Here is a 24610-nt window from a genome sequence, read left to right as displayed (position 1 = left end):
TTTACAGCCAGTCGATCACCAGATCGTTGAAGCCACGGTTCAGGTAGCCGCCCTTCTGCCAGGACGAGCCCTGGTAACCGAAATGCGGCTCCCATAGCTCGGGGTTGTCGTAGAGCCCCTCCACCAGGGGGTTGCGCACGCTCTGGAAGAACTCGCCATCCTCGATCTCGCGCAACAGGGCGACCCGCTCGGATTCCTCTCCAATGGCGACATAGCCGCGGCCGTGGGCGGCCTGGGCACGGTGGTCGAGATCGGCCAACCCCTCCTCGATCAACTCGCGCTGCTCCTCCAGCAGCGGTTGAAGCGGCTCCAGGTAATAGCGATCGGCGATCGCCTCGTGGGGGTAGATATCGCGGCCCATGCGCAGCAGGCGGCTGGCCAGGTCGGGGTCGGCCAAGGCCCAGCGCGGCAGCCAGGCGCCGGCACTCAGCGCCAGGCCACCGGCCAGCAGCGCCCCTTGACCGGAAAGCGTGAGGAAACGGCGGCGACTGATAGCCGCACGGGGATCAGGCTTCATGGTGTGCTCCTTGTTATTGTCTGGTTGACGTTTCGGCATTGATGCGGCGTGTTCAGTAGCCGCTACCGGTGCTCGCTATCGTCATGGCAGCTTTCGTGCCAGAAACCGTCATCAAGGAGCTAACACATTGTTTTAACGAGGGGATAAAGGAGGAATATCTGTCGTCTGAAGAGCCCGTTCAGGCTTAGCGCGTGACAGTTGTTGCAGGTGGGAGTGACAAAACCGTCACACTGGGCATTACAGCGCCCTTTACACTTGTAACGGGGGGACGACGAAGGTCGTATCTCAAGAGGAGTGGGCGGGACGTACCTTGATAGACAACAACAAGGGAAGCGCTTCCCGAATAATCCCGGGCCGGTATCGTGATACCGGTGGAGGAATACCTGATGAGCACTGCCCAGGCACAGCGCCAGCATATCGATACCATTCTCAGTTCACTGGATTCGCTTCCCGGCGCCAGCGACGACGCGGTGATCGAGCGTTCCTGGCGTCGGTGCATCGACCGCTACGGCCTGGATCCTGCCCGCCCCACTCCGCCGCGCTACGTGCCGGACCGGACGCTGCGCGAGCATCAGGACCAGGCCGATGCCCTGATCCAGGTGGGCCGTGCCGGGGTCGAGCAGCTCTATCGTCAGGTGATGCCGCTGGGGTATGTGGTACTGCTCACCGATGCCCGCGGCATCGCCGTGCAGTTTCTCGGTGCCACCAGCGACCAGCGTGAACATCAGCGCACCGGGCTCTACCTGGGCTCGGACTGGAGCGAAGAGCATGCCGGCACCTGCGCGGTGGGCACCTGCATCCATGAGCGAATCCCCCTGACCTGTCACCACACCGATCACTTCAGCGCTCACCATATCCGCCTGACCTGCACCGCGGCGCCGATCTTCGACCCGCATGGCCAACTGCTGGCGATACTCGATATCTCCGCCTACCACTCGCCGGAATCGAAAACCTCGCAGACCTTCGCCCTGCAGCTGGTCAAGCACTACGCGCGGATGATCGAGAACGCCTATTTCCTGCAGCGTTACAACGACCATCATGTGGTGTGCCTGGACCGCTCGCGGGAGTTCGTGCAGATCAACCGCCGCTACCTCATCGCCATTGAGGAGGACGGCAGCGTGGTGGCCGCCAATACCGCCGGTCGCAAGCTGCTACGTCACCACGACCTGCCGTTGCCCGGTCCCGGCGAAGCGCGACTCTTCAAGGCCTGGAACATCCAGGACCTGCTCGACGCCGAGATCGAGGACGTGCTGACCATCCAGCGCTACTGCGACGACCGCGTGCGCGCCTTCCGCACCCATCGTCATCGCGAGATCCATTTCGCCACACTGATCGAACCGCAGCGTCGAATTCCGCACTCGGTGGGCGAAAGCCGGGCTCGCGACACTAGCCTGGCGCCGTTGGAAGCCCTGGCCGATGACGACCCGGCAATGCGCGATACCCTGACCCGCGCCGCCCGCTTGCGTAACGAGCCGATCAACATTCTGGTGATCGGCGAAACCGGCACCGGCAAGGAGCGCATGGCGCGCGCCCTGCACGAATCGAGCCGGCGCCGCGACAAGCCCTTCGTGGCCATCAACTGTGCGGCGATGCCCGAATCACTGATCGAGAGCGAACTGTTCGGCTACGAACCCGGCAGCTTCACCGGCGCACGCAGCAAGGGCATGAAGGGCCTGATCGCCCAGGCCGATGGCGGCACGTTGTTTCTCGACGAGATCGGCGATATGCCACTGCAGTTACAGACCCGGTTGCTGCGGGTACTGGCCGAGCAGGAGGTGCTGCCGATCGGCGCCAGCCGCCCGCTCAAGGTCGACCTGCGAGTGGTCGCCGCCACCCACCGCGACCTGCGTGGCCTGATCACCGAAGGCCGCTTCCGCGAGGATCTGTTCTATCGCCTCAACGGGGCCAGCCTGCGTCTGCCGCCGCTGCGTGAGCGTGCTGACAAGAGCTACCTGATTCGGCGCATCTTCAAGGAACTACAACAGGAACGCGACGAACGGATGCGGCTGCGTGGCGATGCCATGAGTGCCCTGCTGGCCTACCCTTGGCCGGGCAATATCCGCGAACTGCACAACGCCCTGCGCTATGCACTGGCCACTTGCGATGGCAACGAGGTGATCGTTGGCGACCTGCCCGAGGAATGCATCAGCGGTCACCTGGCGCATCCCGGCGCCCATCGCGGCGAGAGCGATCCAGCGCTGGATGCCCCCAACCGGGTCGTCGACCTGCCGGGCAACCGCGACCCGTTGCATCAGGCCCTGCGCCGGCACCACTGGAACATCAGCGCCGTGGCCCGCGAGTTGGGACTGTCGCGGCCCACCATCTACCGGCGCATGAAGCGGCTGGGGATCGTGCCGCCCCAGCAGAGGGATACCTTATAGCCGACGCATCCGCGATCAGGCGTTATAGGTGACGGTACCCAGCTCGCCAACGTCGTAACCGCCCAGCGCCGCGGCGCGCTCGGCGAAGCGGGTATCTCGGGCGAAGGCCAGCAGACGCTGCACTGGCGGTTCGAAATAGCTGCGCCGGCGCATGGCCAGGTCGAAGCACTCCTCGTGCACCGGCACGAACTCCAGGCCCTGGCGACGCGCAGCGGCCTCCACCCCCAGGCCGACATCCGCCTCGCCATGGCGTACCGCCAAGGCCAAGTCGTCTTCGCTAAGCGCGGGGTGCTCGGTCAGGTTCAATTTTTCGTGATCCAACCCACTCTTGGTCAGCAGATAACGCAGCAATCGCTCGGCGCCGGCACCTGACTGGCGATGGGCCACTACCAGCTCGTCACGCGCAAGATCGCGTAGCGATTCGATCCCTTTGGGGTTGCCAGGTGTCACCATCAACCCTTGGCGGCGCACCACCCAGCGCACCATCACCAGATCGCGCATGCCGGAAAGTCCCAGCAACTGGGAATCATTGTAGCGGCCGGTATTGGGGTCGATGACATGCACCCCGGCCAGCATGGCGTCACCGGTGAGCAAACGCTGCACTCCGTCACCACTGCCTTGGCATAGCATGGCCAGGCCCGCATCGCTTTCGCGCAATGCCCACTCCAGCAACGGGTCCTGGCTGCCGGCCAACACCCAAGGTACTGGCCGGCGACTTTGCTGATCACCCTCCAGGTGATTCATCAGCCACAAGTCGATGCTCTGGCGGGGAAACAGCAGCTTGCCGGTCACTTTCGTGCACGGAATCTGGCCCTGCTTGACCAGATCGTAGACCTTGCGCTCCTTGAGGCGCAGGTAGTCGGCCACTTCCGCTGTCGTCAGATAAGGAGAGTGAGGGATCATCGATGTCGTTTCTATGTTCTTGGCTGCATATTTTTCAGTATAGAGTGCGATACCGTTAAAGACCGCGCATCATGCAACAAGAATTAACAGGAGAGCCTCATGCCCGACAACGCCTTGCAAACGGCCCTCGCCCTGGTACTGGGCATGGACCCAGCACTGATGGGCATCGTGGCGTTGTCATTGCAGGTTTCGCTTTCGGCGGTGTTGATCGCCAGTCTACTGGCCCTGCCGCTTGGCGCCGCTCTGGCGCTATGGGCGTTTCCCGGACGCGGCATGGTCGTGGTGTTTCTCAACGCCTTGATGGGCCTGCCACCGGTAGTTGCCGGGCTGATGGTCTACCTGCTGCTGTCGCGAGCCGGGCCGCTGGGCCAGTGGGGGCTGTTGTTCACCCCCGGGGCCATGGTCGTCGCCCAGGTGGTGCTGGTGTTACCGATCATCGCCGCACTGACCCGCCAGCAGATCGAAGAATTATGGGGCGAATACCGCGAGCAGCTTTCGTCATTCGGCATCGCGCGCTGGCGCGCCATTCCCACCCTGCTGTGGGATGCCCGTTTCGGCTTGATCACGGTAATCCTGGCCGGCTTCGGGCGTGCCAGTGCCGAAGTGGGCGCGGTACTGATCGTCGGCGGCAATATCGATGGTGTCACCCGGGTGATGACCACCGCCATCGCCCTGGAAACCAGCAAGGGCAACCTGCCATTGGCACTGGGGCTGGGGATCGTGCTGCTGCTTCTGGTGGCGGTGGTCAATGGCGCCGCTTACGTGGTCGGTGAAACCGCCAGGAGGCGACTGGGATGAACGATATGCGCCTCCCCCATTCCATCCTGCCGTTGGAACTCAATGAAGTAAGCTTCGTGCATCGCGGCCAGATTCTACTCGACCACATCTCGCTGCGCCTGGAAGGTCATGGCAAGACCCTGATCATGGGCCCCAACGGGGCCGGCAAGAGCCTATTGATGCGTCTGTGCCATGGTCTGCTCAAGCCTACCGAAGGCCGGATTCGCTGGTCAGGTCATGACAACGGCAAGCCCCCCCGCCAGGCCATGGTCTTCCAGCGCCCGGTGCTGCTGCGCCGCTCGGCGCTGGCCAACCTTACCTACGCCCTGGCGGCGGGCAGTACCCGGCACACACGCCGCAAACCTCTGGCATGGGAAGCGCTGGAACATTTCGGCCTAACGGCCATCGCCCATCGCCCGGCGCGTGTTCTCTCCGGCGGCGAACAACAACGCCTGGCGCTGGCCCGCGCCTGGCTGTTGAAACCCGAAGTGCTGTTTCTCGACGAGCCCACCTCGGCGCTCGATCCCGCCGCGATCAGAGCGGTAGAAGATGCCGTCGCCGATTTCCATCGCCAGGGAACACGCATCGTGATGAGCAGCCATGACCTCAACCAGGCCCGGCGGTTGGCCGATGAGGTGGTCTTTCTCTACGGCGGCCGCCTGATCGAGCACAGCCCCGCCGAGGTGTTCTTCTCACAACCGCAAACGGCCCGAGCCAGGGCATTCATCAACGGAGATCTGGTGTGGTAGGCAACCGCCGACACACCGTAAACAACGTCATGACAACAGGGAGCCATTGCATGCCGCTCAACAAAACCAAAACCGCCATCACGATCCTGGGACTAGGTCTGGGCATGGTGCTGTCACTGGGCAGCCAGGCCCAGGACGACGAGCGCTATATCACGCTGGCCTCGACCACTTCCACCGAACAGTCGGGGCTGTTCGACGCCATCATTCCCCAGTTCCGTGACACCACGGGCATCGATGTGCATGTCGTCGCGGTCGGCACGGGCCAGGCCTTCGAGATCGCCCGGCGAGGCGACGCCGACAGCCTGCTGGTCCACGATACCGCGGGTGAGGAACAGTTCGTCGCCGACGGCTACGCCACCGAACGCCGCGACGTGATGGTCAACGACTTCGTGATCATCGGCCCCAGTGACGATCCGGCCGGCATTGGTGAAGCCGACACGGTCGACGAGGCGTTCTCGATGATCGCCGAAGCCGAAGCGCCCTTTGCCTCGCGTGGCGACGACAGCGGCACCAACCGCGCCGAACTGCGCCTGTGGGAGTCAGCGGGTGTCGAACCGAACGGGGAATGGTATCGCGAACTGGGTAGCGGCATGGGCCCGACCCTGAACACCGCCGCCGGCATGGATGCCTACGTCATGTCCGATCGCGCCACTTGGGTGGCTTTCGATAACCGCCAGAACCTCGCGATTCTTTTCGAGGGCGACGAAGCGCTGTTCAACCAATACGGCAGCCTGCTGCTAAGCGAAGAACGCCACCCCCACCTCAAGCACGACCTCGCTCAACAGTGGCATGAATGGCTACTCTCCGAGGCAGGCCAGCAAGCCATGGCCGACTTCGAGGTCAAGGGGCAGCAGTTGTTTTTTCCCAACGCTAAGTGAAGCGGTAGCGACTCATTGAGCTAGGCAGAGAAACCCCGGTAGCCAAGGCTACCGGGATCTCATCGAGACGGAAACGAAAGCGAATCAGGATTTGTTCAGACTGGCCACGTACCAGTCAGGGTTAGCACGCTTGAGTCCGATTTCATACAGCACATAGGCGACCAGGAAGGTGGCCGGTGCCGAGAATCCAGAAATGCCCGGCAGATGCATGATGACCATGCCCACGGCGGTTGCCAGGCACCAGGCGATCAAGCCACAGGGGTTGTAGGCCGGAATGTAGGCATTATCCAGTTCGACATGGCCGTTGAAGCGCTGCTGGTAGGTGCGCGAGAGGATATGTGCCAGGGCCACACCGACCCAGGCCACCACGAACACGCCCTGGTAGGCCAGCGCCTGGAGAATGTAGCTGAACACGTCGGCCATCATCAGCAGATAGGACATCAGGCCGATCAGGCACCCTGCCACCACCTTGGAAAGCTTGATGCCGGTGACCTTGCGCACCAACGCCTCGAAGTTGACCGTGGCCAGGTAATAGTTGGCGGTATTGATCCGGCTCTGTGTCACCCAAACCAACAGCAGGCCACCCACTCCCATCAATTCAAGCAGGCCCAGCACCACGGAGGCTTCCGACAGACCATCGATGGGAATCATCGAATCGAGCAGGATGCCGACAATGCCACTGAACAGGAAGGTCATGGCATAGAAAGGAATACCGAAGGTCACCTTGGCATGGAAACTGGCGTCTTCCTGCTTGCCGAAACGGGCATAGTCGAAGGTGAACATCATCAGCACCCACACGCCCATGTAGTAGGCGAAGGTCTGCAGCCAACCCCAGGGCGAGGCACCCCCTTCGGGGACCCGCGACAGCCAGTCGCTCGGGTAGCCGAACTCGGCAATGGCCATGCCCACGGCGATCAGCATGCCGATGACATAGACCGGCAGCAGCACCCCGTTGAACTTGTCCAGCCAGTGCTGGACGCTACCGAAAATCAGCGAAACCCCCAGTATCGCCACGATGGCCGTGCTCATGGCCATGGTCAGGCTGCCACTCCACTCAGTCAGCACCAGCGCCATCACGTAACCTTCGAACACTGCGTAGTAGAGCGCCGTGGCGAAGAAAATCAGCGTGGCGACCATCGCCCCCACGTGGCCGAACAATACCTTGGAGAACAGGGCGACAGTCAATCCGGTTTTCATCGAGTAGCGACTGATCACGCTGTTGATCACCCCATAGGCGATCACCGTTAGCACGATGCCGATCAGTGCGTTGGTCGTGCCATAGCTGCGCGCCATGGCCGCGGCCACCACCATGTAGAAGATGGCGCTGCACACCGCCCACCATGCCATCATCAGGTTGGTTCTCGGCATTCGCCCCTCGGCGGGCACCGGTTGTTCTGCATAGTCGAGGTCAGTGGCCTCGGTCGTCGATGTTCGATTGGTCATCTCGAATACCTTTGTTGTGCTTGTCTTCAGGACAGACGACCCCCTGCACCGCCGAAATCGGCGACACTCAGGTTGGTCAATGAGAGAACCGGGATGGCTTAGGTCACACCTGCACCGGCAGCCACCTGGCTCACGGAGAGCATGGCGATCATGGCATCTGACGCAGGGCCTCCATCCCCTTCCGGTATTCCGCACGGGCGGTCAGAGCCTCCTCCAGGCTGACCGCCACAAAGCGAACCTTCTGGTGGGGCTGGATCTGTCCGACCCAGTCCATGTCGGCACTGATCACGGTACCGATCATCGCGTAGCCACCACCGGACACGGCATCGCGATGCAGGATGATCGGCTCGCTGCCGCTGGGCACTTGGATGGAACCGATCGGGTAGCAGGCATCGACGATATTCGAGGGGTCGTCGCCGGCACCGAACGGCGGCTCGCGCTCGATAAACGACAATGAACTGCCCCCCTTCATGCGATAGCCGATACGGTCGGCTTCGGAGGCCACCGTCCATTCCTCTTCGTAGAAGCGCTCACGGCTCTCGTCGGTCAGCCGGTGATCGTAGATGCCTGGCACCACGCGCAGCATGTTGTGCTTGGAGAACTGCGGAATCAGCGCCTCCGGCAACTGGCGCCCTTCACGGGCAGCGGCGGAAGATGGCAACAGGCTCAACCGGTCGCCAGCTTGCAGCGGTCGACCATTCAGACCACCCAGGCTACCCAGCGCATAGGTGCTGCGGCTACCGAGCTTCTCGGGCACATCGATGCCACCCTCGATGGCCAGATAGAGCCTGGCCCCGGCCTTGACGAAGTCGAAGCTCAAGGTCGCCCCCGCCGGCACGCGGAACACCTCATTGAGGGGCTGCGCCTCACCGTTGACCCGCGGTGTCATCTCGGCCCCACAGGCAGCGACACAGCAGCTTTCGTTGAACCTTAGTTCCGGCCCCATCAAGGCACATTCCAGCACCGCGGCCCCTTCGGGGTTTCCGAGCAGCAGATTGGCCGCGCGCAGGGAGCGCTGGTCCATGCCCCCGGATGGCGGAATCCCGAGGTGGTAGTTGCCCTGGCGGCCGGTGTCCTGAATGGAGGTGGCAAGCCCGGGCTTGATCACGTCAATGGTCATGAAGCACCTCCTTTACACGACTGGCATAGCCATCGGGGTCACGGTTGAAGTCGTCCAGGTCGAAAGTGAACGGCACCACCCGGGGTTCGAAACGCCCGGCCTCGGCATCGGCCAGCAGGTGATCGTACTCGTCGCGGTCGATGGACCGATGCTTCACGATGTCGCCGGGACGGAAGAAGATCATCGAATCGTCGATGTGCGGTTGTTGGTCGGCCGGGTCGTAGATCGGCATCGGGGTGACCCCGAACATCTGGTAGCCACCGGCGCCACGCACGGAGTAGATGCAACTGAAGCAGCCGCCATAGCCCACGGTCTGCTTGGGCGTGTCGGTACGAGGGCGCAGGTACTTGGGCACCTGGATCTGTCGCTCACGCGGCACCATCTGGTACATGAATGGCAAGCCCGCCACGAACCCCACCATCGAGACGAACCAGGGGCTGCCGCTGTGCGCCTCGATGAAGGCCTCGACGCTGTCATAGCCGTTGATCCGCGCGGCATAGTCGAGATCGGTACCACTGGGATCCTGGTGGCGATCGCGAAAACGCATCAGGGTTTCGTGGGTCCAGGGATCGTTATAGAGCACCGGCACCTCGATCACCCGCGTCTCGATGGTACGCACCTGTTGCGCCGAGACCTCGCGATCCAGCGACTCCAGGACTTCCTGCAGCGAGGCGGCGGAGAGTTGGTCGGGATCGTAGCGCACTTGGTAGGAAGCATTGGCCGGACAGATCTCGATGATGCCCGGTACGGACGTGGCCTTGAGCCGCTGGGTGATGGAGATCGAGCGAAAGAACGCCTCGAGCGTCATCTCCTCGCTCAATTCCACGAACATGAATTCGTCGGCGGCCAGGCTATAACGTGCCGGCGTCATCTTGTCAGCACTCATGACACCACCTCCTTATCGCTTGGCGTGGGTGTGGGCTCCGCTTCCAGCCAACGCTCGAGAAAGCCGGTATCCACCGCGCCCCGGCGCACCTCCGCATCATCGACCAGGCGCCGATGCAGTGCCGCCGTGGTGGCGAACCCCTCGAGGGTGAACTCGTCCAAAGCGCGGCCGGCACGGATCAGTGCGCTTTCGCGGCATTCGTCCCAGACGATCAGCTTGGCCACCAGGGAATCGTAGAAAGGCGGCATGCGGTAGCCTTCGTAAAGGCCACTGTCGATGCGGATACCGGGCCCTGAAGGCCAGACCAACCGTTGCACCTGTCCGGATGACGGAAAGAAGCCTCGCTCGGGATCTTCGGCATTGATGCGCATCTCTACCGCCCAGCCGCGACGCTGGATATCCTGCTGGGCGAAGCGTAGGTGCTCACGACGTGCCAGACGCAGCATCTCGCGCACTAGGTCGACCCCAGTGACTGCCTCGGTGATCGGGTGCTCGACCTGGATCCGGGTGTTCATCTCGATGAAGAAGAACTCGCCAGTGGTGTCGTCGTAGAGATATTCGAGGGTACCGGCACCGAAGTAACCGACATGCTCCGCCAGGGCCACCGCCGAGCGGCACAGCGATTCTCGGGTCGTGTCATCGAGAGCCGGCGAGGGACACTCCTCGAACACCTTCTGCCGGCGCCGCTGTAGCGAGCATTCACGCTCGAAGAAATGGATGGCCCGCTCTCCATCGCCGAGGATCTGGACCTCGATGTGGCGGGCGCGTTCGATGAATCGCTCGAGGTAGACGCGGTCATCACCGAAGGCGGTGCGCGCCTCGGTCTGCGCCATGGGCAGCTGTTCACGAAGCTCCGCGGCGTTTTCCGCCACCCGGATGCCGCGTCCACCACCACCGGCGGCTGCCTTGATGAGCAGCGGGAAGCCCACACTCTCGGCCACGGCCAACGCCTCGTCCAGATCGCTCACCGCGTATGGCGAGCCCGGCACCACCGGCACCCCGGCATCGATCGCCGTCTGGCGTGCCATGGCCTTGTCACCCATGCGTTCGATGATCGATGCCTCCGGGCCGACGAATACCATCCCCGCCGCCTTCACTGCCCGGGCAAATTCGGCGCTCTCGGAGAGAAAGCCATAGCCAGGATGCACGGCATCGGCCCCCACGCTTTCCGCGGCCTGGAGTATCGCCTCGATGTTCAAATAGCTCTTGGAGGCCTGTGGCGGGCCAATGCAAACCGCTTCATCGGCTCGCTGCACAGCCAGACTATCGGTATCGGCCTCGCTATGGGCAACGATGCTGCACATACCGAGTTCACGAGCGGCACGCACCACTCGCAGCGCGATCTCGCCACGATTGACGATCAGCAGTCGACGAATCATCACTTCACCTCCAGCACCGCGATGGACTGGCCAGCCTCGACGACGGTTTCCTCCTCGACCTGGAAGGCGGTGATGGTGCCTGCCTCATCGGTCTTGAGTTCGAAGAATTGCTTCATGACTTCGAGAAGCCCGATCACCGAGTCCGTCTCTACCTGCTGCCCTTCTTCCACGAAAGGTGGCTTGTCAGGCGACGGGCGGCGGTAGAACACACCGGGGAAAGGAGCCTGGATATCCTGCTGCGACATGGTGTTGTCTCCTTCTGAATTGTGATTATGAGAGTGATGTGGCCCGACTCAGGGTGCCTTGACCTGGATCCCAGCCTGATCCAATGCGCTGCGCACGGACTGGACGAGCGACAGGGCACCAGGCGTATCGCTGTGAATGCAGATCGATTGGAAACTGACGGGTACCTGCTTGCCACTGACAGCCTCGACCACCCCCTCGTGGCAAGCTCTAAGCACCTTCCGTGCCACCGCCTGCGGGTCGAGTGGCTTGACCTTGCGCACGAAGACGATGCTGCCCTCGTCGTTGTAGTCGCGATCGGCGTAGAACTCGTGAACACACCTCAAGCCCGCCTCGCAGGCCGCCCGGTCAATGGCGGTACCCGCCAGACAGTAGATCGGCAGGGAGGGGGCAACTTGCTCGAGTGCCCTGCACAACGCCTGGGCGAATTCGTCATCGTGGGCGGCATGCATGAACAGCGCACCGTGCAGTTTGAAGTGGTGAAGTGACAGCCCCTCGCGGGCGGCGAGTTCACGCAGTGCGCCCAGTTGGTAGAGCGCGTCGTTGACCAGTTCCTCGACGGACGCATCGATGTGACGCCGCCCGAAGCCGACCAGATCGCGAAAACCGGGATGCACCCCCACGGCTACGCCATGCTCCGCCGCCTGGCGAAGGTTGCCGGCCATGGTGGTCGGGTCGCCGGCGTGGAAGCCCGCCGCCACGTTGGCGGAGCTGATCAATGGCATGATCTGCGCGTCGACCCCATCACCGATCTGCCAAGCGCCGAAGCCCTCCCCCATATCCGCGTTCAAGTCGATCGTTGTTGTCATGGCGTGTCTCCTCAAATGGCGTCATTCATTTATTACAGCCTTAGGAGACATATGGAATTATTAATTCTTGTTCTGTATCTTCAAAAAATCCGAACACAGGACAAGACTCCCATGTCACGCGATCTCTCACTGCGCAAGATGCGTTACTTCCTGGCGGTGGCCGAAAGCGGCAAGGTCACCCAAGCGGCGGTGGACCTCAACGTCTCCCAGTCATCCATCACCACCGGCGTACGCGAAATCGAGGAACAATTGGGCGTGGCACTCTTCCAGCGCACGTCGCAGGGCATGGCGCTCACTCGACAAGGCAACCGCTTCCTGCACCAGGTACGCCATGTGTTCCAGGCCGTCGATGAAGCCTTCGATAGCCTCCAGGACAACACTGCCGCAGTGACCGGGACCTTGAATCTGGCCATGAGCTACACGGTTGCGGGTTACTTCATCCCACCGCTGCTGGCACGCTTCCAGCGTCGCTACCCCGGCGTTCAGGTCAGACCCCACGAGGTACCTCGCCCCGCCATCCAGCAGGGGCTGACATCCGGCGAGTTCGACCTGGCCATCGTATTGACCTCGAACATCGACCAGACCTCGGGACTGGAGCGTGAACCACTGATCCATTCGCCACGCCGCCTGTGGGTGAGCAGCCACCATCCACTACTGATGCGTGACAGGGTCGGCCTACATGACCTGATAGACGAGCCGTACATCATGCTGACGGTGGATGAAGCGGATCAGACCGCCATGAGGTACTGGAAGCCCACTGGCCTCACTCCCAACATCCTGTTCAAGACGTCGTCGGTGGAAGCGGTGCGTAGCATGGTGGCGAATGGCACCGGCATTAGCATCCTCTCCGACATGGTCTACCGGCCCTGGTCACTGGAGGGTAGGCGCATCGAGCACATCGACTTGGATGATCCGATTCCCACCATGGAAGTCGGTCTCGCCTGGGCCCAACATAAGCCTCTTTCGGGGCCCGCCAGAGCCTTTCAGGAACTGGCTACCAGCTTTAGCCACTGACCCCACGACGCAGGACATTTCCCTCTACCACCAGCGGATCGGCTGGCTAAGCCTCTCACCAGAACGGCGAGCCTCTCGACTCGCCGTTCTCCTTCCTCTCCACTTCGACATTCGTCGAAAGCCTCAAAACTTACACTTTACGTAAACGTCAACTCCACCTAGTCTTGGACTATCTTTTCAACAAGACACAATGCTTGAAGGTCCTGGACATAAAGCGGCAACCCTACCCAGCCTACGCTCTCCAGGACTCGAGACAGGAGCCACGCCATGCAAACGCCCTTCACGCCTCTCGACTTCGGCCTCGATGAGACACTGGTCATGCTGCGCGACCAGGTCAATGCCTTCGCCCGCGACGAGATCGCTCCGCGCGCGGCCGAGATCGACGAGAAGAACGAATTCCCCAACGAGCTATGGCAGAAATTCGGCGACATGGGCCTGCTCGGTATCACCGTGCCCGAAGAGGACGGCGGCGCCGGCATGGGCTATCTCGCTCACTGCATCGCCATGGAAGAGATCTCACGCGCCAGCGCCTCGGTGGGGCTTTCGTACGGCGCTCACTCCAACCTATGCGTCAACCAGATCAAGCTCAACGGCACCACCGAGCAGAAAGCCAAGTACCTGCCCAAGCTGATCAGCGGCGAACACGTGGGGGCACTGGCCATGTCCGAGCCGGGCGCCGGCTCCGACGTGGTCTCCATGAAGCTACGCGCCGAGAAGCGCGGCGAGCGCTACATTCTCAACGGCAACAAGATGTGGATCACCAACGGCCCCGACGCCGAGGTGCTGGTGGTCTATGCCAAGACCGATCCCGATGCCGGCTCCAAGGGCATCACCGCCTTCCTCATCGAGAAGAGCTTCCCCGGCTTCTCCACCGCCCAGAAGCTCGACAAGCTGGGCATGCGCGGCTCCAACACCTGCGAGCTGGTGTTCCAGGACTGCCGCGTGCCGGCGGAGAATATCCTGGGCCAGGAAGGCAAGGGGGTGAATGTGCTGATGAGCGGGCTCGACTACGAGCGCACCGTGCTCGCCGCCGGCCCCATCGGCATCATGCAGGCCGCCATGGACGTCGTAGTGCCCTACGTGCACGAACGTAAGCAGTTCGGCCAAAGCATCGGCGAATTCCAGCTCGTGCAGGGCAAGATCGCCGATATGTACACCACCCTCAACGCCTGCCGAGCCTATCTGTATACCGTGGCGGCAGCCTGCGACCGCGGCCGCACATCCAGGAAAGACGCCGCCGGGGTGATCCTCTACTGTGCCGAAAAAGCCACCCAGGTCGCGCTCGACGCCATCCAGCTACTCGGCGGCAACGGCTACATCAACGAATACCCCACCGGCCGCCTGCTGCGCGATGCCAAACTCTACGAAATCGGTGCCGGGACCAGCGAGATTCGAAGGATGTTGATTGGGCGCGAGATATTTAATGAGTCGGCATAACTTCAGCCTCGAGCCGCGAGCTTCGGGCGACGAGCAGCCCGTAGCCCGTAGCCCGTAGCCCGTAGCCCGTAGCCCGTAGCCCGTAGCCCGTAGCCCGTAGCCGTCAAAGGATATTCCGATGAGCATCCTACAAACCCAAATCAACTCACGCAGCGAAGGCTTCCAGGCCAACGATGCGGCGATGCGCGCCGAAGTCGGCAAGCTGCGCGAGCTGACCGCGGCCATCGCCCAGGGCGGTGGCGAGAAGGCCCGGTTGCGCCACGAGTCGCGTGGCAAGCTGTTCGTGCGCGACCGTATCGATCACCTGCTCGACGAGGGTTCGCCTTTCCTCGAGTTTTCGGCATTGGCCGCGCATGAGGTCTACGACAGCCCGGTGCCCGCGGCCGGTATCGTCACCGGTATCGGCCGCGTGGGTGGCGTGGAGTGCGTGGTCGTCGCCAACGACGCCACCGTCAAGGGAGGTACCTATCATCCGCTGACGGTCAAGAAACACCTGCGTGCCCAGGAGATCGCCCGCAAGCACCGCTTGCCGTGCATCTATCTGGTCGATTCCGGCGGTGCCCACCTGCCGAGCCAGGACGAGGTGTTTCCCGACCGTGACCATTTCGGACGCATCTTCTACAACCAGGCCACCCTCTCCGCCGAGGGCATCCCGCAGATCGCCGTGGTGATGGGCTCCTGCACCGCCGGTGGCGCCTACGTACCGGCCATGGCCGACGAGTCGATCATCGTCAAGCAGCAGGGCACCATCTTTCTCGGCGGCCCGCCACTGGTGAAGGCCGCCACCGGCGAGAGCATCAGTGCCGAAGACCTGGGCGGTGCCGATGTCCATGCCCGCATCAGCGGCGTGGCCGACCACTACGCCGACAACGATGCCCATGCGCTGCAACTGGCACGGCGTGCCGTGTCGCGGCTCAACTGGCACAAGCGCGGCCAGCTCAAGATGCGCGAGCCCCGCCCTCCGCGCCTCGACCCCAACGAGCTCTACGGCATCGTCGGCACCGACCTCAAGAAACCCTACGACGTGCGCGAAGTGATCGGCCGCCTGGTCGACGACTCCGACTTCGACGAATTCAAGCGCTACTACGGCGACACCCTGGTCACCGGCTTCGCCCATCTGCACGGCTACCCGGTGGGCATCGTCGCCAACAACGGCGTGCTGTTCTCGGAGTCCGCCCTGAAAGGCGCTCACTTCATCGAGCTGTGTGCCCAGCGCGGGATTCCGCTACTTTTCCTGCAGAACATCACTGGTTTCATGGTCGGCTCCAAATACGAACACGAGGGAATCGCCAAGCACGGCGCCAAGCTGGTCACCGCCGTGGCCTGCGCCAAGGTACCCAAGTTCACGGTGCTGATCGGCGGTAGTTTCGGCGCCGGCAACTACGGCATGTGCGGCCGGGCCTACGACCCCAACCTGCTGTTCATGTGGCCCAACGCGCGTATTTCGGTGATGGGCGGCGAGCAGGCGGCCAACGTACTGGCGCAGGTCAAGCGCGAACAGTACGAACGCGAAGGCCGCGAGTGGAGTGCGGAAGAAGAGGAAGCGTTCAAGCGGCCAACGCGGGACGCCTACGAGCACCAGGGCCACCCCTACTACGCCAGCGCGCGGCTGTGGGACGACGGCGTGATCGACCCGCTGCAGACCCGCGACGTGCTCGGCCTGGCACTCGCCGCCGCCATGAATGCGGAGATCGAAGAGACGCGATTTGGAGTGTTTAGGATGTGACCCCTTGCTGCGCAAGGGAGCTGGAAGCTTGAAGCTGTAAGCTGGAAGTCTCCTCCGCACGCTACGGTGACCACTCTGGGTTTCTTACAGCTTAAAGCTTACGGCTTACAGCTCTATCGAAGAGGTTGCTGCCCATGACAGACACGACAAATTACTCCCAGCTTAAGATCGACGACCGTGGCATTGCCTGGCTGACGCTCAACAAGCCCGAGGTGCACAACGCCTTCGACGACCACTTGATCGCCGAGCTCAACGCTCATCTCGATCGACTGGCTGCCGCAGCCGAGCGCAGCGAGGTGCGCGTGGTGGTGCTGGAGTCCGTCGGCAAGCATTTCTCCGCCGGGGCCGATCTCGGCTGGATGAAGCGTATGGTCGAATACGACATCGACGATAACCTGGCCGATTCCCGCGAACTGTCCCGCCTGATGCATGATCTGGATACCCTGCCCTGCCCCACGCTGTGTCGCGTTCAGGGGGCGGCGTTCGGTGGCGCGGTGGGCCTGGCCGCGTGCTGCGATATCGTGATCGCCTCGGAACAGGCTCGGTTTTGCCTGTCGGAAGTCAAGCTGGGCCTGTCACCGGCGGTGATCAGTCCCTATGTGCAGCGTGCCATAGGACCACGCCAGATGCGCCGCTACGCGCTGACCGCTGAGGTCATCGAGGCTGCCCATGCCCTCGAACTGGGGCTGGTGCACCGCGTGGTAGATCACGATTCCATGGACACAGCCATCGAAAACATGATCGATACCTTGCTTGCCGCCTCGCCTCAGGCCAGCCGTGCCACCAAGGCCCTGCTCGCCCATGTGGCCCGCGAACCCGACAGTAACGCCACTCGTGAGCACTGTTGCCGAGTGATCAGCCAATTACGCATCAGCGATGAAGGCCAGGAAGGACTCGGCGCCTTCTTCGAAAAGCGTGCCCCGCGCTGGCAAGCCCCCGAAAGGAAGAACGGAAAATGAGTCAGACCCGTTTCGACAAGGTACTGATCGCCAACCGTGGCGAGATCGCCTCCCGCGTGATGCGCACCGCACGGCGCCTTGGCATCACCAGCGTGGCAGTCTACTCCGATGCCGACGCCCACGCCCTACATGTGCGTGAGGCCGACGAGGCCGTACGCATCGGCCCCGCCGCGGCACGCGATAGTTATCTCGATATGGAAGCGGTACTCGAGGCCGCCCAACGCACCGGCGCCAAGGCCATCCATCCCGGCTACGGTTTCCTCTCCGAGAACGCCACTTTCGTCGAGGCCTGCGACCGTGCCGGCGTGACCTTCATCGGCCCACCGGCGTCGGCCATTTCCGCCATGGGCGACAAGTCCGCCGCCAAGGCACGCATGCAGCATGCCGGCGTGCCGCTGGTGCCCGGCTATCACGGCGACGACCAGAGCGACGACGTGCTCAAGGCCGAGGCCGACAAGATCGGCTATCCCGTGCTGCTCAAGGCCAGCGCCGGCGGTGGCGGCAAGGGCATGCGCGTGGTGGAATCCGCCGCCGGTTTCCAGGCCGCGCTAGACGGCTGCCGGCGCGAATCCCAGGCCGCCTTCGGCGATCAGCGCATGCTGATCGAGAAGTATCTGACCCGGCCGCGCCATGTGGAAGTCCAGGTGTTCTGCGACACTCACGGCAATGGCGTCTACCTGTTCGAACGCGACTGCAGCGTGCAGCGCCGTCACCAGAAGGTGCTGGAGGAAGCGCCGGCACCGGGCATGACGGCGGAACTGCGCCACGATATGGGTGAGGCCGCGGTACGCGCGGCGAAGGAGATCGGCTACGTCGGCGCCGGCACCGTCGAGTTCCTATTGGATGCGGATGGCAGCTTCTACTTTATGGAGATGAACACCCGCCTCCAGGTGGAGCACCCGGTCACCGAGATGATCACCGGCCAGGATCTGGTGGAATGGCAACTGCGCGTGGCCATGGGCGAGCCGCTGCCCTGTGCTCAGGACAAGTTGACCATCAGCGGCCACAGCTTCGAGGCTCGCCTGTATGCCGAGGATCCCGAGCAGGACTTCCTGCCGGCCACCGGCACCCTGGAACGCTTCGCCCTCGACCTGCAAGGCGCCGGCCTCGACCCCGAGCGAGTACGCCTGGACAGCGGCGTGGAAAGCGGCGACGTGGTCTCGATGCACTACGACCCTATGCTGGCCAAGCTGATCGTCCATGGCGACGACCGTGCCCAGGCACTCGCCACCCTGAACCGGGCGCTGGCGGCACTCGACGTACGTGGCGTGGTCACCAACCGCAACTTCCTGCAACGCCTGGCAAGCCACCCGGCCTTCCAAGCGGCAGAGCTGGATACCCGTTTCATCGAGCATCATCAGGAAGTGCTGTTCGCTTCCCGCGAATACCGTACCGAGGACTATGCAGCTGCAGCGCTGGTCGCACTCGACCAACTCGGCCGCGAGCGTGAAAGCGCCTCGCCCTGGGATCGTCACGACGGCTTCCGCCTCAACGCCGCGCATCGCATCCGCGTGGCGCTCTGCGATCCCGCCCATGCCCAGGACGAAGACGACTCGCCAGCCATCGTCACCGTCGACGGCCACCGCGAGAACGAACAGGAGCCGTGGGAGCTACGGATTCAAGACAAGCCCCTCAGCGCCGAACTGCAACGCCTGAGTGGCGACGCCGTGGCAATCACCCTCGACGGCCATCGCCGCCGCATCCAGGCACGACTGGTCCGCCACCGCGAGAGCAACATCATCGTCCTCGCCGACGCCCACGGCGAATCCAGGCTGTTCTGGCGCCGCCTCGACGCCGTCGACCACGGCCACCACGAAGCCGAATCGACACTCACCGCCCCGATGCACGGCACCGTGGTCGCGCTACTGGTGAAACCCGGCAACCCGGTGGAGAAAGGCATGCCGCTGATGGTCATGGAAGCCATGAAGATGGAGCATACCCTCACCGCCCCCGCCGATGGCCACGTGGCGAGCTTCCACTTCCAGGCCGGCGACACCGTGGGGCAAGGGGATGTACTACTGGAATTCGCTGTTGAGGAATGAACCATCAAGGTAGAAGCGGCTTTAGCCCGGGCGGCGTTCCGACGATGATGGCGCCACCATACCTGGATCAGGCACCAGGCTATTGTAGGAGCGGCTGCAGCCCGGGCGGCGTTCCGACGATCCGGCCGTCAGGCCGGCTGACTAAGCCAGCAGCACAACCCGAGAATTCCATAAACTTATGGTAATTACACTACAAGCGTAATTACATTTGGTATCAAAAGCGCCACATGCTCCTGAAGGAGACGCACCATGCCCTTTCCCAAATCCGTCCGCCTGGTCGAGGTCGCCCCCCGCGACGGGCTGCAGAACGAACCCGAGCCGATCGACACCGTGACCAAGCTGGAACTGATCGACCGCCTGGGCGCCGCCGGTATCCGCTATATCGAGGCGGCAAGCTTCGTCTCGCCCAAGTGGGTGCCGCAGATGGCCGACCATCGTGACGTGATGACCGGCCTGACACGCCGCGAAGGCGTGACCTACGCCGCCCTCACCCCCAACCTCAAGGGCCTGGAAGCCGCCCTGGCATGCGGCGTGGAGGAAGTCGCGGTATTCGGCGCCGCCAGCGAGACCTTCTCGCACAAGAACATCAACTGCTCGATCGCCGAATCCCTGGAGCGCTTCGCCCCGGTACTGGAACGCGCCCAGAGCGCCGGCGTGCGCGTGCGCGGCTACGTCTCCTGCGTGCTCGGTTGCCCCTACGAAGGCGAGATCGCCCCCACCAAAGTTGCCGAGGTCTCCAAGGCACTGTACGAGATGGGCTGCTACGAAGTCTCCCTCGGTGACACCATCGGCGTAGGCACTCCGTTCGCCGCCAAGCGCATGCTCGAAGCCGTGAGCCGCAACATCCCCATGGACAAGCTCGCCGCCCACTTCCACGACACCTACGGCCAGGCGCTCGCCAACCTCTACGCCGTGCTGGAAGAAGGTATCGCGGTCATCGACAGCTCCGTCGCCGGCCTCGGCGGCTGCCCCTACGCCAAGGGCGCCTCCGGCAACGTAGCGAGTGAAGACATCGTCTACCTGCTCAACGGCCTCGGTATCGAAACAGGCATCGACTTGAACAGGCTCGCCGACACCGGCACCTGGATCACCCAGGCCATCGGGCGGCCGAATCGGTCGAAGGTGGGCGTGGCGCTGGCGGCGAAGTAGTTGCGTGGGCGAAACGAAAACCCCCGAGTCAGATGAGTGGCTCGGGGGCTATGTAAATGTTACGGCAAACTGTCTTACATGATGGGTTAACGCGGAGCTTGAGCCACGGCCTGCCCTGAAGCGCAGCAGAAGGGTAGGCCGTCGGACTCGAAGCGTTTGTTAGCCATGGCCATCGAAACGCCTCCCGACCTGAGGGTCGTAGAGCGGGCAGCCAAACTCCTCTCCCAGGTCGATAAAGCGGTTCATGTCTTCTCCTTCCATGCCGTAGCAGTCGATGCGAAATAGTTGGCTGTTGGCAAAGATCTGGAAGGCGCCGCGCGTCTGCGACTCCCAGTCGTACTTACTTTGCCGATGCCACCCATCGGCAAATAGCTGCTCCAGACGCGCGAGCATCTTCTCTATCGGAAGCTCTTCAAGCCCGTCAACAAGCAGCCCCTCGCACAAGCTTTCGTAAACCAACTGATGGTCAAGGTAAACACCTTTCTTATACTTCCAAAAGTTCAGATCGTAGCTCATGCGCTTTCCTCGACGGCTAACGTCACGCAGCACGCGTGGCTTTGTAGTGGAGGCGAAGCCGCAACGAAAAAGCCATCGCCGTGACTGCGCTTGTTAGGCGACATGACCCATCTCCGAGTCAGCGCGCGCGCCGGTAGTGCATGGCGACCGCGCCGCTGCGGAGCGGCTTCGCCGAGATCAACTCGAGCCGTCGCGTGCTGGGCAGCCCGCTCTCGTACAGGGTCGGGCCGTGGCCTGCGATCCTGGGGTGGACGAGTAACTTGTACTCGTCGATCAGATCCAGCCGGTCCAGCTCGGTCGCGAGCTTGCCGCTACCGAGGAGCACGCCGTCCGGGGTCGCGTCCTTGAGCTTCTGTACGCCCGTGCGCAGGTCGCCGGCGATGTGGTGGCTGTTGGCCCACGGGAAGTCCTTTCGCGTCGAGGACACCACGTACTTCGGCTTGGCCTCCAGCTTGACCGCCCACTCGCGCATCGCCGGCGGTGCCTCCGCGTCGCCGCGGGCGACCGCTGGCCAGTAGCTCTCCATCATCTCGTAGGTGACGCGGCCCCACAGCATCGCCCCGCCCTCGTCCATGAGGCGGGTGAAGAAGGCGTGTGTCTCGTCGTCGGCGATTCCTTCCTGGTGGTCGACGCAGCCGTCCAGGGTGACGTTGATACTGAAGGTCAAGAGTCCCATGGTGTCCTCCGTTCGAGATACGCGACGAGCCGCTCGCCGTCTGGCGCCAAGGGCACGAGCCCAATTCGCGAGGTGCTCACCCTGTGTCGCCTAACGCCGCAATCACGCGCTCGTCGCGTGCATTGCCTTGTTATAATATCCCACTTTCAATCTCGCTCTGGAGCTTTTCAAGCTCGTCAAGAATACAGATAAATTTGGTGCCGAATTCGGTTACTTTATATTCAACACGGGGTGGCGACTCGTTGTAGGTAACGCGTTCTAAAATACCAAATTTTGCATTCTTCCTTAGGCATTCATTGAGCACCTTGGTGGTTAAGCCCTCAACACTACGAACCATTGCCCCAGGCCGGTTGATGCCGTTTGCCAAAAGTTGATAAACAGTGAGTGACCACTTACAACCGTAAATGGTTTCAACCATACGCGCACTTTTCTCAGGCGCTGATTTCCTCAAAAATATTTTTTCCTTTGCTTTCATCAACATGTACCAATAAGTACCTACCGCACCAAATTGTGCCTGATTTTCAACAGTCTACGAATCTCATAGCCTATGTCCACACCTTAATATATACCTGTGGAGGTAATTAGATGGAAAGTATAACCAGTTCTTTGGCATTGATCGTGGGTGGCTCCAGCGGAATGGGTTTAGCGACCGCAAGGCAGTTGCTCAAACAGGGCATTCATACGGTAATTATTGGCAGCTCATCCTCGAAATTGGAAGCTGCCAAGCATGATCTTTCTGGAATGGGGCACATTGAAACACTCCAGGCAAACCTATACGAAGCCAACGACGTCCAGCGCATACTTGATTTTGTCGCAAATCACGACCGCCATATAAAATATTTTTTAAATGCAGCAGGCAAGTTCAAACCAACACCATTTCTTGAGCATGAAGGCAAGGACTACGATGCCTACCTGGAGCTAAACCGTGCTGCATTTTTCATCTCTCAAGCTGTGGCCAAGAATATGTTAGAAAATGGTAGTGGTTCCATTGTGCATGTTGGCTCAATGTGGGCAAAGCAAGCCATCAAAGCCACGCCCTCATCGGCGTATTCAATGGCTAAAGCCGGCTTACATGCGCTAACGCAGCATATGGCGATGGAATTGGCTGATAAGAATATCCGTGTAAACGCCGTTTCTCCTGCTGTGGTGAAGACCCCCATTTACGAATCCTTCATTGAACCGAGTGAAATCGATAAAACGCTTGCCGCGTTTGATGGCTTTCATCCAATTGGGCGGATCGGTAGCCCAGAAGATGTTGCCAATGCGATTAGCTTCCTGCTCAGCAGTGATGCAAGTTGGGTGACAGGTGCCGTTTGGGACGTGGATGGTGGCGTAATCGCTGGCCGAAACTAAAACCCTTCCGGGGCGGAACGAACTGAAATGATTTGTTAAACATTTTCCTGACTCCACTGAATGTCCTGAATTTCTGCTAACTCTGAAAATACCGCAGAGAAAACTTCGAGCAGTGGAGTCGCCACCTCAACGAAAAATGTGAAGGTAGAATAATAATTCAAATTCATTCAAAAGTGATTGTAAGTTTTTTCTCTGACCCTAAATATCTAACCAAGGAGCCTACTATGACCCAGCCAAGCCGTGTTTTTCTCTATGCCGAATTTCAAGTGTCCATACCTTTCACCGAGGGCGTGTGGCGGGAAGCCAATCCTGCTATGCATACCGTACCAGGACTGCGAAGCAAAACCTGTCTGAGCGGCATCAACAACCATTCCGTCGGCGGTTTCTACGAGTTCGACTCTGTTCAAAGCGCACGTGCCTACGCCGAAGGCATGTTGGTCGACTTTGCCAAGGCAGCTGACGCCAGCCTCAGCGTCAAGCTGTTTGATGGCGATGTAGTAGACGAGGCGAGCAAAGACATGGACTCTCCCTACTTCGCCATCTGACAGATATGTCGGCCTAACTGGCGTAAGGTGCTCCCGGTTGCGTGGACTCAATGAGGCCACGCATTTCGTCGAGGGATATTAGGTAATCTATCGCGCCGAAACACCGGGTCTTCTGGTGCGTTTCATCTGGATCACCTCTCTATAGGTTTTCTAACTATAAAGGGTGTCTACTGTTCGTGGGTTACCCAGGCTTATAACAGGTATTAGACGGCGCATTTTATGATTTGATCAATGTGCCGGCACGTTGGTCAAATAAATATAGCCTACCACTTACCGCCTAATTCAATGATTTTAAAGCAAGCTAATTATACTGCGGCTACCTATGCCGGGTTCGCGCGCTTGCACGTTTTGCCGGCACCAATAATACTGTATGCATATCCATAACAACAAGAGGGCAGCCGTATGGATGTGCACCGCAAGCCTCCAAAGCTAATGGACCGGGTGAAGGCCACCATGAGGGTGAAACGCTACAGCCCACGTACCGAGAAGACCTATTGCTACTGGATACGCTACTTCATCCGTTTCCACGGGATCCAACACCCTGCCGGCATGGGAGCTTCCGAGGTGCATGCCTTCCTGGAACACTTGGCAGTGGAGCGGTATGTCGCCGCGGCCACGCAGAATCAGGGGTTGGCGATAGCGCAGCCAATCCCCGCCTTCATCATCGAAGACGAAGCGCTCCGTCAACTGCACCGCCACCCCTCTCTCGACCCAGACGCCGTTCCGCTCCTCCGCTATTGCGGGAACCGTATCATTCGGCCAGTGGCCGGCTTGAAGGTAAACGCTACCGGCCGCCCTCTGCTCCACCAGCGTGGCGGCGCACAACAAACCACGCTGAGCATCGCTACGGTAGCCCGGGGCAGCCCGAACAGAGCCGTACCCCCTTCCGCCAGGCTGCCGCCGAAATGCTGGACCCAGTTCGCCAGCGCTGACTGGTTGGCCGCCACAGCATGCAGCAGGATCAGCACACGGGCGCTCTCCATCTCCTCCACATCGGCGGCCGATGTCGACACCGGAGCTATAAGTCCGTAAATCATCAAAACAGATTGTCCCCCCGACCCGCATGACCTTTCCTTGCTGGTGACCAAACCTGTAAGGATCGCGCCAT

24 protein-coding genes and 1 pseudogene are annotated in these 24610 nt (G+C 61.5%); 13 read left to right on the top strand and 12 right to left on the bottom strand.

Annotation, left to right across the window (positions count from 1 at the left end; translation table 11 throughout):
* Position 1: 1 nt before the first annotated feature.
* Positions 2-517, bottom strand: coding sequence for a gluconate 2-dehydrogenase subunit 3 family protein (locus ACFOEV_RS02800; RefSeq protein ID WP_386771387.1), 516 nt, complete (start codon positions 515-517; stop codon positions 2-4).
* 386 nt (positions 518-903) lie between these two features.
* Between ACFOEV_RS02800 and ACFOEV_RS02795 the strand changes: the two genes are divergently transcribed.
* Positions 904-2898: a sigma-54-dependent Fis family transcriptional regulator gene (locus ACFOEV_RS02795; RefSeq protein ID WP_386771385.1), complete on the top strand. Its 1995-nt coding sequence runs from the start codon at positions 904-906 to the stop codon at positions 2896-2898.
* A 15-nt stretch (positions 2899-2913) separates the two neighbouring features.
* Here the strand turns inward: ACFOEV_RS02795 and ACFOEV_RS02790 are convergent, their stop codons facing one another.
* Positions 2914-3801, bottom strand: a complete 888-nt coding sequence (locus ACFOEV_RS02790) for a substrate-binding domain-containing protein (protein WP_386771383.1) — start codon at positions 3799-3801, stop codon at positions 2914-2916.
* Positions 3802-3900: 99 nt separating this feature from the next.
* On the opposite strand from ACFOEV_RS02790, the gene ACFOEV_RS02785 reads away from it, so the two are divergent.
* Genes ACFOEV_RS02785 through ACFOEV_RS02775 form a run of 3 tightly spaced genes read left to right on the top strand, consistent with a single transcriptional unit; the run spans position 3901 to position 6205 of the window.
* A complete protein-coding gene (locus ACFOEV_RS02785; RefSeq protein ID WP_386771381.1) occupies positions 3901-4599 on the top strand; it encodes an ABC transporter permease in 699 nt (232 codons plus the stop codon).
* Positions 4596-5327, top strand: coding sequence for an ATP-binding cassette domain-containing protein (locus ACFOEV_RS02780; protein ID WP_386771379.1), 732 nt, complete (start codon positions 4596-4598; stop codon positions 5325-5327). Before ACFOEV_RS02785 ends, ACFOEV_RS02780 begins: the two co-directional genes overlap by 4 nt.
* Positions 5328-5377: 50 nt before the next feature.
* Positions 5378-6205 (top strand): substrate-binding domain-containing protein, encoded by an 828-nt coding sequence (locus ACFOEV_RS02775; RefSeq protein ID WP_386771377.1) that lies wholly within the window; start codon positions 5378-5380, stop codon positions 6203-6205.
* An 84-nt stretch (positions 6206-6289) separates the two neighbouring features.
* On the opposite strand, the gene ACFOEV_RS02770 is transcribed toward ACFOEV_RS02775, so the two are convergent.
* The 6 genes from ACFOEV_RS02770 to ACFOEV_RS02745 all read right to left on the bottom strand — a co-directional run bounded on the left by ACFOEV_RS02770 (position 6290) and on the right by ACFOEV_RS02745 (position 12085).
* Positions 6290-7648, bottom strand: coding sequence for a purine-cytosine permease family protein (locus ACFOEV_RS02770; RefSeq protein ID WP_386771376.1), 1359 nt, complete (start codon positions 7646-7648; stop codon positions 6290-6292).
* Positions 7649-7796: 148 nt separating this feature from the next.
* Complete coding sequence (locus ACFOEV_RS02765) at positions 7797-8768, bottom strand: 5-oxoprolinase subunit C family protein (RefSeq protein WP_386771374.1); 972 nt, start codon at positions 8766-8768, stop codon at positions 7797-7799.
* Positions 8758-9654, bottom strand: coding sequence for a 5-oxoprolinase subunit B family protein (locus ACFOEV_RS02760; RefSeq protein ID WP_386771372.1), 897 nt, complete (start codon positions 9652-9654; stop codon positions 8758-8760). Before ACFOEV_RS02760 ends, ACFOEV_RS02765 begins: the two co-directional genes overlap by 11 nt.
* Positions 9651-11033: an acetyl-CoA carboxylase biotin carboxylase subunit gene (locus tag ACFOEV_RS02755; protein WP_386771371.1), complete on the bottom strand. Its 1383-nt coding sequence runs from the start codon at positions 11031-11033 to the stop codon at positions 9651-9653. Before ACFOEV_RS02755 ends, ACFOEV_RS02760 begins: the two co-directional genes overlap by 4 nt.
* Entirely contained in the window at positions 11033-11278 is a 246-nt protein-coding gene (locus tag ACFOEV_RS02750) for an acetyl-CoA carboxylase (protein WP_016414757.1), read from the bottom strand. The genes ACFOEV_RS02755 and ACFOEV_RS02750 overlap by 1 nt, the downstream gene beginning before the upstream one ends.
* Before the next feature lie 48 nt (positions 11279-11326).
* On the bottom strand, positions 11327-12085 hold the full coding sequence (locus ACFOEV_RS02745; protein WP_386771368.1) for a 5-oxoprolinase subunit PxpA: 759 nt from the start codon (positions 12083-12085) through the stop codon (positions 11327-11329).
* A gap of 111 nt (positions 12086-12196) precedes the next feature.
* Between ACFOEV_RS02745 and ACFOEV_RS02740 the strand changes: the two genes are divergently transcribed.
* The 6 genes from ACFOEV_RS02740 (at position 12197) to ACFOEV_RS02715 (ending at position 20412) form a co-directional block, all read left to right on the top strand.
* Positions 12197-13099, top strand: a complete 903-nt coding sequence (locus tag ACFOEV_RS02740; RefSeq protein WP_386771366.1) for a LysR family transcriptional regulator — start codon at positions 12197-12199, stop codon at positions 13097-13099.
* Between the two features lie 267 nt (positions 13100-13366).
* On the top strand, positions 13367-14536 hold the full coding sequence (locus ACFOEV_RS02735; protein WP_386771364.1) for an isovaleryl-CoA dehydrogenase: 1170 nt from the start codon (positions 13367-13369) through the stop codon (positions 14534-14536).
* Between the two features lie 118 nt (positions 14537-14654).
* Complete coding sequence (locus tag ACFOEV_RS02730) at positions 14655-16262, top strand: carboxyl transferase domain-containing protein (RefSeq protein WP_386771362.1); 1608 nt, start codon at positions 14655-14657, stop codon at positions 16260-16262.
* A gap of 134 nt (positions 16263-16396) precedes the next feature.
* On the top strand, positions 16397-17221 hold the full coding sequence (locus ACFOEV_RS02725; protein WP_386771360.1) for an enoyl-CoA hydratase-related protein: 825 nt from the start codon (positions 16397-16399) through the stop codon (positions 17219-17221).
* Positions 17218-19263 carry an acetyl/propionyl/methylcrotonyl-CoA carboxylase subunit alpha gene (locus ACFOEV_RS02720; protein ID WP_386771358.1) on the top strand — a complete coding sequence of 682 codons (2046 nt, stop codon included), beginning with the start codon at positions 17218-17220 and terminating at the stop codon, positions 19261-19263. The genes ACFOEV_RS02725 and ACFOEV_RS02720 overlap by 4 nt, the downstream gene beginning before the upstream one ends.
* 249 nt (positions 19264-19512) lie before the next feature.
* Positions 19513-20412, top strand: coding sequence for a hydroxymethylglutaryl-CoA lyase (locus tag ACFOEV_RS02715; protein WP_386771356.1), 900 nt, complete (start codon positions 19513-19515; stop codon positions 20410-20412).
* Between the two features lie 159 nt (positions 20413-20571).
* On the opposite strand, the gene ACFOEV_RS02710 is transcribed toward ACFOEV_RS02715, so the two are convergent.
* The 3 genes from ACFOEV_RS02710 to ACFOEV_RS02700 all read right to left on the bottom strand — a co-directional run bounded on the left by ACFOEV_RS02710 (position 20572) and on the right by ACFOEV_RS02700 (position 22085).
* The gene (locus ACFOEV_RS02710) at positions 20572-20928 is read right to left on the bottom strand and encodes a hypothetical protein (protein ID WP_386771354.1); all 357 of its coding nucleotides are present in this window, start codon (positions 20926-20928) and stop codon (positions 20572-20574) included.
* A gap of 118 nt (positions 20929-21046) precedes the next feature.
* Entirely contained in the window at positions 21047-21604 is a 558-nt protein-coding gene (locus ACFOEV_RS02705; protein WP_386771352.1) for a dihydrofolate reductase family protein, read from the bottom strand.
* A gap of 130 nt (positions 21605-21734) precedes the next feature.
* A complete protein-coding gene (locus tag ACFOEV_RS02700) occupies positions 21735-22085 on the bottom strand; it encodes a winged helix-turn-helix transcriptional regulator (RefSeq protein WP_386771350.1) in 351 nt (116 codons plus the stop codon).
* 104 nt (positions 22086-22189) lie between these two features.
* Here ACFOEV_RS02700 and ACFOEV_RS02695 point away from each other — a divergent pair, with 104 nt between their 5' ends.
* The 3 genes and pseudogenes from ACFOEV_RS02695 to ACFOEV_RS02685 form a co-directional block, all read left to right on the top strand.
* Positions 22190-22957 (top strand): SDR family NAD(P)-dependent oxidoreductase, encoded by a 768-nt coding sequence (locus ACFOEV_RS02695; RefSeq protein WP_386771348.1) that lies wholly within the window; start codon positions 22190-22192, stop codon positions 22955-22957.
* A gap of 224 nt (positions 22958-23181) precedes the next feature.
* Positions 23182-23502 (top strand): hypothetical protein, encoded by a 321-nt coding sequence (locus ACFOEV_RS02690; RefSeq protein ID WP_386771346.1) that lies wholly within the window; start codon positions 23182-23184, stop codon positions 23500-23502.
* A 402-nt stretch (positions 23503-23904) separates the two neighbouring features.
* A pseudogene (locus tag ACFOEV_RS02685) lies at positions 23905-24129 on the top strand (site-specific integrase); the annotation flags it as partial.
* 107 nt (positions 24130-24236) lie between these two features.
* Here ACFOEV_RS02685 and ACFOEV_RS02680 read toward each other — a convergent pair.
* On the bottom strand, positions 24237-24610 hold a 374-nt coding region (locus tag ACFOEV_RS02680), incomplete at its 5' end, for a hypothetical protein (RefSeq protein WP_386771539.1).

This window comes from Litchfieldella rifensis (assembly GCF_042646605.1).
GTDB classification, from domain to species: domain Bacteria; phylum Pseudomonadota; class Gammaproteobacteria; order Pseudomonadales; family Halomonadaceae; genus Litchfieldella; species Litchfieldella rifensis.
The sequence above is the reverse complement of the archived record's forward strand: the minus strand, read 5'-3'. Positions and strand labels throughout refer to the sequence as shown.